An 11,682-nucleotide genomic window follows, 5' to 3' on the forward strand; every position below is an offset into this window, starting at 1 on the left:
GCTGGCCGGCCCAGCCAGCCGGCTGCTTTATTTTTTGCTGGCTTCGTTGCGCAGTTCTTTGCGCAAAATTTTGCCCACGTTGCTGCGCGGGAGATCCTCGCGAAACTCCACAAACTTGGGCACCTTATAGCCTGTCAGCAGTTTGCGGCAATGGGCAATGACGTCTGCCTCGGTCAACGACGGATCCTTGCGAATGACATACAACTTGACGACTTCGCCCGAGGCCCCGTTAGGCACCCCAACTGCGGCGGCCTCGAGGATGCCGGGGTGTTCGATCGCGGCAGCCTCGACTTCGTTGGGATACACGTTAAACCCGGACACCAGGATCATGTCTTTTTTGCGATCCAGCAAAAAGACGTAGCCTTCGTTGTCCATGTAACCGATATCGCCGGTGAGCAGCCAGCCATCTGCGTCAAATACCTTGGCGGTTTCTTCAGGGCGGTTCCAGTATCCAGAGGTTACCTGGGGGCCCTTCACACAGATTTCGCCGGACTCGCCAATCGCCATGTCACGATTGTCGGTGCGCACAGCCACCAGCGTAGAGGAAACGGGTAGACCAATCGAGCCATTGAAGTCCACCTTGTCCAGCGGGTTGATGGTGACCGCCGGTGAGGTCTCGGTCAGGCCATAAGCTTGTGCAATTGGTTTGCCGGTGAGTTTCAGCCAGCGCTGAGCGATTGCCTCTTGTACTGCCATGCCCCCACCCAGCGTCAGGTTCAAATGGCTGAAATCCAGCTTGGCAAACTGCGGGTTGTTAAGCAGGGCATTAAATAAGGTATTAACCCCGGTAAGCGCTGTAAATTTGACGGTGCCAAGCTCTTTGATAAAGCCCGGGATATCGCGTGGATTGACAATCAAGAGGTTGCTGGCACCCAGCTTCATGAAGGTCAGGCAATTGGCTGTCAGGGCGAAGATATGATAGAGCGGCAAGGCTGTCACGATACATTCGCGCTCGCCCTGGCAAAAAGGTTTTACCCAGCTATGGGCCTGGCACACGTTGGCCACCAGGTTGCCGTGGCTAAGCATGGCGCCTTTGGCTACGCCTGTGGTGCCTCCCGTATATTGCAGGGCGGCCAGGTCCTTGGCTGTCAAGGTGGGGCGCTGGTAGTTTGCGCGCGCACCGGCCGCCAGGGCATCACGCAGACGTACCGTGTTGGCGATCGTCCAGTCGGGCACCAACTTCTTGACATAACGCACCACGAGGTCGGTAAGCAAGGCCTTGGGAAACCCCAGCATCTCGCCCAGCGACGTTACTACCACCCGTTGCACGTCTGTGCCTGGCATGGCTTCTTGCAGTGTGTGTGCAAAGTTTTCGGCCACCACCACCGTGGTGGCACCAGAGTCAGTCAGCTGATGGTGCAGCTCGTGGGGGGTGTATAGCGGGTTGGTATTGACCACCACGGCGCCGGCCATCAGGGTGCCAAACAGGCACACGGGATACTGCAAAAGATTGGGCATCATCAGGGCTACACGGTCGCCCTGTCCAACCCCTTGCGACTGCAGCCATGCCGCAAACGCCTGGGCTTTCTGGTGCGTTTGCGCATAGCTGAGAGACACCCCCATGCTGATGTAGGCCGTGTTGTTGCCATACTTCCGGCAGCTTTCCTCAAACATGTCCACCAGCGACGCGTAGGCATCGGCCTGGTCGGTGATGTCGGCCGGCACGCCTTCGGGATAGTGTTTCAGCCAGATGGGTTCCATGGTGCTGTTCCTTATTGCAATCGCGAAAATCAGTTGGCGGTGGATGTTTTGCCCAGCAAGGCCTGTTTCAGGGATTCCTGGGCGGGGACGTCGCCCAGCCACACCTTAAGCAATGCCGCAGAGAACCGGGGGTCGCCGACCTCACCCAGTGCCTTGCCCTTGAATGATACCGAGACCTTACCCTGCTGGAAATAAATGTCCACCCGATCGCCCGATGCGCCCTCGCCACCGGTCTTCATAAAAGCTTCAAAATGATTGATCGTGTCTTTCATGGCAGCCAGGTCGGCTTCACTATTATTGGCCTTGAGGCCATCGTTTAGCGCGTCGGTGAGGGCCTTGCTGTTGATGTCGCGCAGCAGGGTCAGACGCAGCAACTGTGTGTCAGCACTGTTCACGATGGCGGTGGCGTCCTGGCTGGCCTGAGGGCGATACAGGGCTGCCACATACACATGAAACACAAAGCGCTGGCGCATGCCGGCACCATTTAGCACCAGTGGTTGGCCGGCAACTGTTTCCTGGGTGGGCACCTCGACGTTGGAAATAGTCAGAGCCTGCACTGCCGGCGCGGCACACAGGCCCGCCAATGCCAGCAGCCCGCCGGCCAAGGCCACACGGGCCTGTGAAATCAAGCACTTCTTCATACAGAGTCTCCTGCTGCGCGTGCACGCAACTTGTGATGTTTGTACCAGGCCTTATCGGCCAGGTAGACCGTTCTTTGCACTTCGGTATGGACAGTCCCGTCAGGCCCTTTAAGCTCAACCGGATAGGTCCGTTCAGTTTCATGATCGCGCGCCAGTGTGTCGCGAATATCCTGCAGCTCGGCTTCAGACAGATCAAAATCTGCCATGACGGCGGTGAAGGCAGGCCGGCGGTAGCGGATTGTGGCCGCTTTATCCCACACAATGACATCCGGCCCCAATCGGGCCATCAGCATGCCGGCATGCACACCGTCGGTTACCGCAAACAGTGAGCCTCCATAAATGGAGCCCACCAGATTGCGCGTGCGGCGGGTAAGCGCCAGGCGCACACGGATGTGCAGCAGATCCGGAGACACTGCTATCACCCGGCCACCCGTGGCGCGAAATGCCGGGTGCAGGTTAAAGCCGGTGCGCATCACCCGCGCCCGCCACCGGGGTGACAGGCGCGATAACTGCGAAAGCTTCATGTCAGTGCCCCGCTAAGATGCCAGAGTGACGGGGGTGCAACAGACGGGACACTGGGTTCACGCAGGCTCCGCTTAGAAACGGTGGGAGAATTGCACGCCGATCAGATCGGCACTGCTCTTGTAGTCACCCTTCAGCGTGCCCGCATCAGCAGAAGAAGTGTTGTTGACCGAAGTGCTCTTCACGAAGAGGTGGGCGTAACCGATATCCACGCTGGTGGCCTTGCTGAAGTTGTACTTTGCACCCAGCGAGACCCAATAGCGGTCGTTGTCAGGCAGAGATGACGGGCGATAGGTGTCGCTTTGCACGGGAGACTGATCCCAGGCCACACCACCCTTGAACGTCCAGCTGTCGCTGTAGCGGTAATGCGCACCCAAGGCCACCCGCCAGGAGTCTTCAAAGCGAAGATCCAGTGTGGAATCAGGCAAGCCCGCGCTTTCGATCTTCAGCTCCGGGATGCTGCTCCAGCCGGTCCACGACACGTCACCCAGCAAGGTCCAGCGGTCGTTCAGATTGTGCACGACGCTGAAGATGGCGGTATCAGGTAGTTCGACAGAGGTCTCGGCGTTGTAAGAGCCCATTTTTACCGGCAAAAACGGCACTGTTCCGGGATTAACGGATCGATTCGAGAGCTTGGTCGTGCCGTCGGCATCGATTTTGACTTTTGAACGGTAGGACAGGCCGAAACGGGTATCCGGCGTGGCTTGCCACAAGAGGCCGGCATTCCAGCCCCAGGCATCGCCGTCCGCCTCAACTCTGGCCTGGATGTCGCCTGCAGGGCCCATCGACTGAGCCTTTCGGTAGTCTGCATCCAGTTGCATCCAGTTCAGACCCAAGCCAAAGGACAAGGTATCGGTGGCCTTGAAGGCGATGGATGGGTTGATGTTGATGCTCTCTATCGAGAATTTCTCGGAGTGATAGCGGCCTGCCCAACCCTTTTCATAGTCTGTCATCAGGCCAAAGGGGGCACCCACGCCTACGCCTACCCACCATTTCGGGGTCAGTTCCCACGTAAAGTAAGCGTTGGGGGCAACACCCCATTTACCAGCGTTACCGCCATCACCACCTGCGCCGGTGGGGAAGCCGCCCACTTTCTTGCCTGCGGTACTGCCGCCATCCGAGAACTCAAAATTTGGCTTGATGGCCACGGCGCCGGCGCTGACGTTCATGCCGGGCAATAGCGTCATGGCGGCGGGGTTGTAGTACACCGTGCTGGCATCTTCGCCCAATGCGGCAGAGCCCGCATAGGCCGCGCCCAGGCCACTGCCGTTTTGTTCGAGCAGCTGAAAACCGGCTGCATGGGCGGCGCCGATGCTGCCCAGGCCGATGATCAGGGCGGATAGCGTCTTGATCGAATGATGTAACTTCATAATGTCTTCTCCATAGGTGGAAATATGGGCATTGGCCCGGCAAATTTTGGACGTGCAAATCCCCGTGCGGTGCAAGGCTGCATCGCAAAAGTCACACGTTTAGGCGTGCAAAACCCCCCGCCGTGCCGGCGGCACAGCGTGAAAAATGGGTTTTAGAAGGGAACCGGCGTTAGTCCGGCATCAGATCGGGATCAGCCATTTCCTGGTTTCATGGAATCCCCCTGAAGCGGTGAAGAGGCATGTCGGCCGGACGCCGGGTGGGCGGTGGGGTCGGGCGAAGAAAAATCCTGACTGGCCTTTTGGCCGGGCGTTGCAGATTGGGTGCCGGCCAGCGGCGCGCGCAGCCCCCCCAGCAGAAACGACATCAGGCGCTCCAACAGGGCGTCGGCATCCTGGAGATTGATATCCTGGCCGTGTAGATTCATTACCTGGCTGGAGCTGTCGGCACCCATGATGGCGTAGGCGGTAGCCCCCAGCATAAAGTGAAAGCGCCAGACAATTTCGGCTTCCGGTACTGCGGGTAGGGCCTTTAGCAAGGCGCGGGTAAACCGATGCGCTACCACCGAGCGCTCGGCCTCGAACAGTGCATTGATGGCGCCGTTGGGGTCGGACACATTGCAGCTTTGCAACGGCATAAATGCCCGGCGCTCTGCGCCCGCACTGCAGGCATGGCGCACCAGCGGCCCAAAATAGGCCTCGACGATGGTTGAAGGTTTAAGTGGTTGCCCGGCAGACTGGGCTTCGAGCCCATCAAGAATCTGCAGACGCTCGGTGTTCAGGGCGTCGAGGCGGCGTTGAAAAACAGCTTCAATCAGGGCATCTTTGGAGCCAAAGTGGTAATTAACGGCAGACAGATTTACGTCTGCGGCTTTGGTGATTTGCCGCATGGACGTTTTGTCGTGCCCTTGTTCGGCAAACAGATGTTCTGCCGCATCCAGGATGGCGTCGCGAGTGAGGGATGATCGAGTAATAGTCATGTGTAGTTCAAACGTTTGTTTTAAAACTATACACAAGCTGCCCTGAAACGGTATCCGTGTTACCCCTTAGACTCCATAATTCCCCAGAGCGTGCTGTGTGATTCTTGGGATTTCGCAGCGCAAAGGATACACTTTCGGGATTCTTTGGACAGAGTGATAGGATCCATCATGGCCTCAGTGCGACAACTGCTGGTGATTTCTTCACTGGTGATCGTCTGTATATTGATCAGCATGTTGGCCGTGGGGACGCGCCTGATGGATCGTCAACTGGATGCACAGCTGCAGACAGACGGCGAAAACGCGGCAGCCACTTTGGCGCTTCTTATTAGTGCACAGCCCAATGCCCAGGCGCGTGCGCGCGTGCTGGATGCTGCGTTTCAGCAGGGGCGCTTCTCCCAGATGGCCCTGCAAACACCCGAGGGCACTCTCGAGTTTCAGGCGCGGCGGCCAGACACGGCCCTGGCCGAAGCACCTCGATGGTTCAGCGCCATGGCAGGCATTCAGCCTCACGAGGCCTCTCGTCAGGTGCCTGAGGTAGGCAGGCTCTCGCTGGTACTGGATAGCCGCCCGGCCCAGGATGCCCTGTGGGCGCATGTGATGCAGTGGCTATGGCTGGCTTTGGGGATTGCAGCGTTTTGGGCGCTGTTTTTGGCGGCGTTGCTGTCGCGGCTCCGTCGCGCATTTGCCGATAAACTTGTTGCAGAAGCTCCTGAAATCAAAATCAAGGAAACCGAGCCCGCCGAGGACGCCGAGCTCCTGGATGATGTTCGCGAACGCGTTCCACCGTCCATGGACGAGCAAATGGCCCGTATCGAGCAGTTGGAGATCGAACTCAATCGCGACCCCGTCACCGGTCTCGCCAATCGTGCGTTTTTCCTCAACGAGCTCAAGCGGGTGCTGCGTGACGATTCCCGCCAGGGGGCGGTCAGTGGCTATATCTTGTTGGTGCGCCAGCGCGACATGGCTCGTCTGCAAAACCAGAGCGACCGCCAGGAGATCGATGATTGGCTGCGTCTGTTGGGCTCACGCCTCATTGAAGTTCTCGCAGAGTACCCCAAGGCGCACGCCCTACCCGCGCGTCTCAATGGCGCGGATTTTGTGATTCTGTTTCCGGTGGGTGGTGGCCCTGAGGTCATGCGGCCGGTACAGCGTCTGCATGTGCTGTTCGAAACCCTGCGCGTCAAACTTGATAGCCAAAATCTGTCGCGTTGGGCGTTTGCCCTGACAGATTACACCGTACAGTGCACGCCCAAAGAGGTTCTCACGCGTCTCGACCTGGCCCTGATGTGCGCGGAAAGCGCCGGCCACACTGAGGTTGAATTCCTCTCGCATGCCGACCACGAAACCGGCGAACTGCGGATGGGGGAGGCTTCCTGGCGCACCCTGATTTCTCAGGCACTGGATAACGACCGTCTGTCTCTCGATGTCCGCCGGGTCCAGTACCAGGGCGACGATATCACCGAGCGTCACGAGGCTTCATTGCGGCTTCAGGAGGATGATCCGGCGCAACCCGGCATGTCGGGTTATCTGTTCATGCCTGCCGCGGCCCGTCTCGGTCTGTCCTCGGATTGCGATATGCGTGCGCTTGCCCTGGCGCTCAGTTGGCTGGGCGAGCATCCCGGATTGCTGGTCGTTCGTATGTCGATCTCCTCGGTTCTGGATACCCAGTATCTGGAGGAGATGCATCGGGTGTGTGCATTTGCTGACCCTGCGCTCCTTGCCCGCCTGGTCATCGAGCTCGATGCTTACGGATTAAGCCGTCACCTCAAGGACTTCAAGAGGTTTAGTGAAGGCCTCACTGAAATGGGCATCCAGATCGGCTTGCGCGGGCTGGATCGGGAGCCCGATGCGCTGCGTAAGATCCACGAAGCCAACTTCAGCTATGTCAAGCTGGGGGGCAGTTTTGTGCACGAGCTTCTGTCCAGCCCGGGCGGTATGCAAATGATGGTGGCAGTGACTGAAACCGCCATTGGCATGGGCATGCGCGTGTATGTTGATGACGCCAAAGACGAGGCCACCCGGCAAATGGTGATGGAGTATGGTGCCTTGACGCGGGAGTTATGAGGGCTTTTTGCGACGGTGTGAGTGTTTCACTTGCATAAGGCCTTATATTCTGTCTATAATTGCTGTCTTGGCGTATCTGCCGGGTGCATTTTGTTTTGGGCTTACCCAACCACATTGGGGCAAAGCACATTACAGATGGCAATCGGCAGGGCCAAGTTGGTAGTCTCGTTTATGTGCAAGATCATCTTGCACAAACAAGAATTTCAACCCAGAGCCCGTGCGCAGCTAGCTGTGCCGGCTTGACGGGACCAAAACTGGCTGCGTTGTCTTGGGCAAGTGCTCTGGGCACCGTTGTTAAGTTGGAACAGGAAAAATCATGATCCAAATGCAGACCACGCTGAACGTGGCCGACAACACAGGTGCGCGTTCCGTCATGTGCATCAAGGTGTTGGGCGGCTCGAAGCGCCGCTATGCCGCCATCGGCGACATCATCAAGGTGTCCGTCAAAGAAGCGGCACCTCGCGGGCGCGTCAAAAAAGGCGAAATCTACAACGCTGTGGTGGTGCGTACCGCCAAGGGCGTTCGCCGCAAAGATGGCTCGCTGATCCGCTTCGGCGGCAACGCAGCCGTATTGCTCAATGCCAAACTTGAGCCCATCGGCACTCGTATCTTCGGACCGGTCACGCGCGAACTGCGTACTGAGAAGTTCATGAAGATCGTGTCCCTGGCGCCCGAAGTGCTGTAAGGAGCCGATCATGCAAAACATTCGTAAAGGCGACGAAGTCGTCGTGCTCGCAGGCCGCGATCGCAGCCGTCGTGGCACTGTTGTGGCCCGCGTCGACGACGACCACGTGTTGGTTGAAGGCGTCAACGTCGTCAAGAAGCATGCCAAGGGCAACCCCATGGCTGGCACACCTGGCGGCATCGTCGACAAGACCCTGCCCATCCATATCTCCAATGTAGCTATCTACAACCCTGAAACCGGCAAAGCTGATCGCATCGGCGTGAAAGTTGTCGATGGTGCCAAGGTTCGTATTTTCCGTTCCAACGGCGCTGTCGTTGGTGCGAAGGCATAAGGGGCGTATCAAATGGCTCGTTTACAAGACTTCTATCGCAACCAGGTCGCTGCCGACCTCAAAGCGAAATTCGAATACAAGTCGATCATGGAAGTGCCGCGCATCACCAAGATCACGCTCAATATGGGTGTGTCCGAGGCTGTTGCCGACAAAAAAATCATCGAAAACGCTGTGGGCGACATGACCAAAATTGCTGGTCAAAAGCCTGTGGTCACCAAAACCCGCAAGGCAATCGCCGGGTTCAAGATCCGCGAAGACTATCCTATCGGCTGCATGGTTACCCTGCGTGGCCAACGGATGTACGAATTCCTGGATCGCCTGGTTTCGGTGGCTCTGCCGCGTGTCCGCGACTTCCGTGGCGTGTCCGGCCGTGCATTCGATGGCCGTGGCAATTACAACATTGGTGTCAAAGAGCAGATCATCTTCCCGGAAATCGAGTACGACAAAATCGATGCCGTGCGCGGGATGAACATCAGCATCACCACCACCGCCAAAACTGACGAGGAAGCCAAGGCGTTGTTAAGCGCATTCAGCTTCCCCTTCCGCAACTAAGGGGCTGACGTGGCAAAACTTTCCCTCATCAATCGCGATATCAAACGCGCCAAGCTGGCAGAGAAATTTGCAGCAAAGCGCTCCGCACTGAAAGCAGTCATCGCTGATCAGTCTAAATCCGACGAAGAACGCTATCAGGCTCGCCTGGCTCTGCAACAGCTGCCCCGCAATGCCAGCCCCACCCGTCAGCGTAACCGCTGCGTGGTCACGGGTCGTCCTCGCGGTGTGTTCAGCAAGTTTGGGCTGACGCGCCACAAACTGCGTGAAATGGCTATGCGCGGCGAAGTGCCGGGCATGACCAAGGCCAGCTGGTAGGAGAACCACACATGAGCATGAGCGATCCCATCGCCGATATGCTGACCCGCGTGCGTAATGCGCAAATGGTCAACAAGACATCGGTTTCCATGCCCTCCTCGAAGCTGAAGGCTGCGATTGCAGCTGTGCTGAAAGACGAAGGCTACATCGAAGATTTCCGCGTGGCCGGCGAGCAAGCCAAGCCTCAGCTGGAAATTACGCTTAAATATTATGCCGGCCGTCCGGTCATCGAGCGCATCGACCGCGTCTCGCGTCCTGGCCTGCGTATCTACAAGAGCAGCGTCACCATTCCTCAGGTCATGAACGGCCTGGGTGTGGCAATCGTTTCTACCCCCCGTGGCGTCATGACAGACCGCAAGGCCCGTGCCACCGGTGTGGGCGGCGAAGTGCTCTGCTACGTGGCATAAGGGAGTATCACACTATGTCACGTATCGCCAAATATCCCGTTGCGTTGCCCAAGGGCGTCGAAGCCACCATCAGTGCCGGTCAGATCTCCGTCAAGGGGCCGCTGGGCACGCTGGTTCAGTCGCTGGATGGTAACGTCCGCATCTCCCAAGAAGACGGTCAGCTGTCGTTTGCTGTTGCCAACGACTCCCGTCAGGCCAAGGCCATGTCCGGCACCGTGCGTGCGCTGGTCAATAATATGGTCACTGGCGTCAGTGCTGGTTTCGAGCGTCGCCTCAATTTGGTGGGTGTGGGTTTCCGCGCCCAGCTCCAAGGCAACGCACTGAAACTGCAACTGGGTTTCTCCCACGACATCCTGCATGAGATCCCCGAAGGGATCAAAATCGAGTGCCCCACCCAGACCGAAGTCGTGGTCAAGGGCGCCAACAAGCAGGTCGTCGGTCAGGTTGCCGCCGAAATCCGTGCCTACCGTGAACCCGAACCCTATAAGGGCAAGGGCGTGCGGTACTCGGACGAGCGCGTCATCCTGAAGGAAACCAAGAAAAAATAAGCACGCAGGCAAGGACGAATCATGGACAAGAAACTCTCCCGTTTGCGTCGTGCTGCGGCAACCCGCCGCAAGATTCACGAGCTGCGCGTACACCGCCTGTCGGTGCACCGCACGAATCTGCACATCTACGCCAACATCATTTCGCCGGAAGGCGACCGGGTGCTCGTCAGCGCCTCGACGCTCGAGCCCGAAGTCCGCAAGGAACTCGCCAGCCAAAAGGCTACCGGGGGCAATGCTGCCGCCGCCAGCCTGGTCGGCAAGCGTGTGGCCGAGAAGGCCAAGGCTGCCGGCATCGAACTCGTCGCCTTCGACCGTTCGGGCTTCCGTTACCATGGCCGCGTCAAGGCGCTGGCCGAAGCCGCGCGTGAAGCCGGCTTGAAGTTCTAAGGGAATCACATGGCTAAAGCACAAGGCAAGCACGCCAACGATCAAGAACGCGACGATGGCATGCGCGAAAAGATGATTGCGGTCAATCGCGTCAGCAAAGTCGTCAAGGGTGGTCGCACCATGAGCTTCGCAGCACTGACCGTGGTTGGTGATGGCGATGGCCGTATCGGCATGGGCAAGGGCAAGGCCCGCGAAGTGCCCGTGGCGGTGCAAAAGGCAATGGAACAAGCCCGTCGCGGCTTGGTCAAGGTCGCCCTCAAAAATGGTACGTTGCATCACACGGTTGTTGGCAAGCACGGGGCATCCACTGTCCTGATCTCGCCGGCTGCAGAAGGTACCGGCGTTATCGCTGGTGGCCCGATGCGTGCGATCTTCGAGGTGATGGGTGTGCGTAACGTCGTGGCCAAGAGCCTCGGCTCAAGCAACCCCTACAACATGGTGCGCGCCACGCTAAATGGCTTGCGCGCCTGCTCCACCCCGTCGGAAATCGCTGCCAAGCGCGGCAAAACCGTCGAAGAAATTCTGGGGTAAGTCATGGCACAAAAGCAAATCAAAGTCACGCTCGTGCGCTCTGTGATCGGCACCCACAAGTCCCACCGCGCCACCGTGCGCGGCCTGGGTCTGGGCAAGGTTAACAGCAGCCGCGTCCTGATCGACACTCCCGAGGTGCGTGGGATGATCCGCAAGGTGGATTATCTAGTCACGGTCTCGGAAGCCTGAATAAAGGAATTCAGATGTCCATTACTCAACTGAATACGATTGCACCGGCCGAAGGCGCCAAACGGGCCCGCCGTCGCGTGGGCCGCGGCATCGGCTCTGGCCTGGGCAAGACGGCCGGTCGCGGCCACAAAGGTCAGCGCTCCCGTGCCGGTGGTTTCCACAAGGTCGGTTTCGAAGGCGGTCAAATGCCGCTGCAGCGTCGCTTGCCCAAGCGCGGCTTTACGCCCCTGGGTCGCCACCTGCGCGCCGAGATCCGTCTGTCCGATCTCCAGGCTCTGCCCATCGATGAAGTCGACGTCCAGATTCTGAAAGCCGCTGGTCTGGTGGGCGAACTCGTCCGCTATGTCAAAGTGATCAAGTCTGGCGAGCTCAGCCGCAAGGTTTCGCTCAAGGGCATCAACGCAACGGCCGGCGCTCGCGCCGCGATCGAAGCCGCCGGCGGTACGCTGGCGTAAGGGGCAG

16 protein-coding genes are annotated in these 11,682 nt (G+C 58.5%); 11 read left to right on the forward strand and 5 right to left on the reverse strand.

Going from position 1 to position 11,682, the window contains the following annotated elements:
* Positions 1–27: 27 nt before the first annotated feature.
* From ABS758_RS10460 to ABS758_RS10480, 5 genes are all read right to left on the reverse strand, one after another.
* A complete protein-coding gene (locus tag ABS758_RS10460) occupies positions 28–1,701 on the reverse strand; it encodes an AMP-binding protein (protein WP_350382600.1) in 1,674 nt (557 codons plus the stop codon).
* A 29-nt stretch (positions 1,702–1,730) separates the two neighbouring features.
* Positions 1,731–2,342, reverse strand: coding sequence for a chalcone isomerase family protein (locus ABS758_RS10465; RefSeq protein WP_350382602.1), 612 nt, complete (start codon positions 2,340–2,342; stop codon positions 1,731–1,733).
* Positions 2,339–2,866, reverse strand: a complete 528-nt coding sequence (locus tag ABS758_RS10470; protein ID WP_350382603.1) for a DUF4442 domain-containing protein — start codon at positions 2,864–2,866, stop codon at positions 2,339–2,341. The genes ABS758_RS10465 and ABS758_RS10470 overlap by 4 nt, the downstream gene beginning before the upstream one ends.
* 72 nt (positions 2,867–2,938) lie before the next feature.
* Entirely contained in the window at positions 2,939–4,234 is a 1,296-nt protein-coding gene (locus ABS758_RS10475; RefSeq protein WP_350382604.1) for an OmpP1/FadL family transporter, read from the reverse strand.
* A 191-nt stretch (positions 4,235–4,425) separates the two neighbouring features.
* Positions 4,426–5,211, reverse strand: a complete 786-nt coding sequence (locus ABS758_RS10480; RefSeq protein ID WP_350382606.1) for a TetR/AcrR family transcriptional regulator — start codon at positions 5,209–5,211, stop codon at positions 4,426–4,428.
* A 168-nt stretch (positions 5,212–5,379) separates the two neighbouring features.
* Here ABS758_RS10480 and ABS758_RS10485 point away from each other — a divergent pair, with 168 nt between their 5' ends.
* From ABS758_RS10485 to rplO, 11 genes are all read left to right on the forward strand, one after another.
* Positions 5,380–7,275, forward strand: a complete 1,896-nt coding sequence (locus ABS758_RS10485) for an EAL domain-containing protein (RefSeq protein WP_350382607.1) — start codon at positions 5,380–5,382, stop codon at positions 7,273–7,275.
* Between the two features lie 316 nt (positions 7,276–7,591).
* On the forward strand, positions 7,592–7,960 hold the full coding sequence (gene rplN / locus ABS758_RS10490) for a 50S ribosomal protein L14 (protein ID WP_350382609.1): 369 nt from the start codon (positions 7,592–7,594) through the stop codon (positions 7,958–7,960).
* A gap of 10 nt (positions 7,961–7,970) precedes the next feature.
* Positions 7,971–8,291 (forward strand): 50S ribosomal protein L24, encoded by a 321-nt coding sequence (gene rplX, locus ABS758_RS10495; RefSeq protein WP_350382610.1) that lies wholly within the window; start codon positions 7,971–7,973, stop codon positions 8,289–8,291.
* A gap of 12 nt (positions 8,292–8,303) precedes the next feature.
* Positions 8,304–8,843, forward strand: a complete 540-nt coding sequence (gene rplE / locus ABS758_RS10500) for a 50S ribosomal protein L5 (protein WP_350382612.1) — start codon at positions 8,304–8,306, stop codon at positions 8,841–8,843.
* 9 nt (positions 8,844–8,852) lie between these two features.
* On the forward strand, positions 8,853–9,158 hold the full coding sequence (gene rpsN / locus ABS758_RS10505) for a 30S ribosomal protein S14 (protein WP_350382614.1): 306 nt from the start codon (positions 8,853–8,855) through the stop codon (positions 9,156–9,158).
* 11 nt (positions 9,159–9,169) lie between these two features.
* Entirely contained in the window at positions 9,170–9,565 is a 396-nt protein-coding gene (rpsH, locus tag ABS758_RS10510; protein ID WP_350382616.1) for a 30S ribosomal protein S8, read from the forward strand.
* A gap of 14 nt (positions 9,566–9,579) precedes the next feature.
* Positions 9,580–10,113, forward strand: a complete 534-nt coding sequence (gene rplF / locus ABS758_RS10515) for a 50S ribosomal protein L6 (protein WP_350382618.1) — start codon at positions 9,580–9,582, stop codon at positions 10,111–10,113.
* 21 nt (positions 10,114–10,134) lie between these two features.
* Complete coding sequence (rplR, locus tag ABS758_RS10520) at positions 10,135–10,500, forward strand: 50S ribosomal protein L18 (protein ID WP_350382620.1); 366 nt, start codon at positions 10,135–10,137, stop codon at positions 10,498–10,500.
* Positions 10,501–10,509: 9 nt separating this feature from the next.
* Positions 10,510–11,031 (forward strand): 30S ribosomal protein S5, encoded by a 522-nt coding sequence (gene rpsE, locus ABS758_RS10525; RefSeq protein WP_350382622.1) that lies wholly within the window; start codon positions 10,510–10,512, stop codon positions 11,029–11,031.
* Between the two features lie 3 nt (positions 11,032–11,034).
* Positions 11,035–11,220: a 50S ribosomal protein L30 gene (gene rpmD, locus ABS758_RS10530; RefSeq protein ID WP_066454712.1), complete on the forward strand. Its 186-nt coding sequence runs from the start codon at positions 11,035–11,037 to the stop codon at positions 11,218–11,220.
* Positions 11,221–11,234: 14 nt separating this feature from the next.
* Positions 11,235–11,675, forward strand: a complete 441-nt coding sequence (gene rplO / locus ABS758_RS10535; RefSeq protein WP_350382623.1) for a 50S ribosomal protein L15 — start codon at positions 11,235–11,237, stop codon at positions 11,673–11,675.
* The last annotated feature ends 7 nt before the right edge of the window (positions 11,676–11,682 follow it).

The sequence above is a fragment of the Castellaniella sp. FW104-7C03 genome (assembly GCF_040276085.1).
Classification (GTDB): Bacteria; Pseudomonadota; Gammaproteobacteria; order Burkholderiales; family Burkholderiaceae_B; genus Castellaniella.

Coding starts and splice junctions, on each gene's coding strand:
- ABS758_RS10470 (WP_350382603.1), bottom strand. CDS start 2,866: ATGAAGCTTTCGCAGTTATCGCGCCTGTCACCCCGGTGGCGGGCGCGG.
- rpsH (WP_350382616.1), top strand. CDS start 9,170: ATGAGCATGAGCGATCCCATCGCCGATATGCTGACCCGCGTGCGTAAT.
- ABS758_RS10465 (WP_350382602.1), bottom strand. CDS start 2,342: ATGAAGAAGTGCTTGATTTCACAGGCCCGTGTGGCCTTGGCCGGCGGG.
- ABS758_RS10460 (WP_350382600.1), bottom strand. CDS start 1,701: ATGGAACCCATCTGGCTGAAACACTATCCCGAAGGCGTGCCGGCCGAC.
- rplN (WP_350382609.1), top strand. CDS start 7,592: ATGATCCAAATGCAGACCACGCTGAACGTGGCCGACAACACAGGTGCG.
- rplR (WP_350382620.1), top strand. CDS start 10,135: ATGGACAAGAAACTCTCCCGTTTGCGTCGTGCTGCGGCAACCCGCCGC.
- rplX (WP_350382610.1), top strand. CDS start 7,971: ATGCAAAACATTCGTAAAGGCGACGAAGTCGTCGTGCTCGCAGGCCGC.
- ABS758_RS10480 (WP_350382606.1), bottom strand. CDS start 5,211: ATGACTATTACTCGATCATCCCTCACTCGCGACGCCATCCTGGATGCG.
- rplF (WP_350382618.1), top strand. CDS start 9,580: ATGTCACGTATCGCCAAATATCCCGTTGCGTTGCCCAAGGGCGTCGAA.
- rplO (WP_350382623.1), top strand. CDS start 11,235: ATGTCCATTACTCAACTGAATACGATTGCACCGGCCGAAGGCGCCAAA.
- rplE (WP_350382612.1), top strand. CDS start 8,304: ATGGCTCGTTTACAAGACTTCTATCGCAACCAGGTCGCTGCCGACCTC.
- rpsE (WP_350382622.1), top strand. CDS start 10,510: ATGGCTAAAGCACAAGGCAAGCACGCCAACGATCAAGAACGCGACGAT.
- ABS758_RS10475 (WP_350382604.1), bottom strand. CDS start 4,234: ATGAAGTTACATCATTCGATCAAGACGCTATCCGCCCTGATCATCGGC.
- ABS758_RS10485 (WP_350382607.1), top strand. CDS start 5,380: ATGGCCTCAGTGCGACAACTGCTGGTGATTTCTTCACTGGTGATCGTC.
- rpmD (WP_066454712.1), top strand. CDS start 11,035: ATGGCACAAAAGCAAATCAAAGTCACGCTCGTGCGCTCTGTGATCGGC.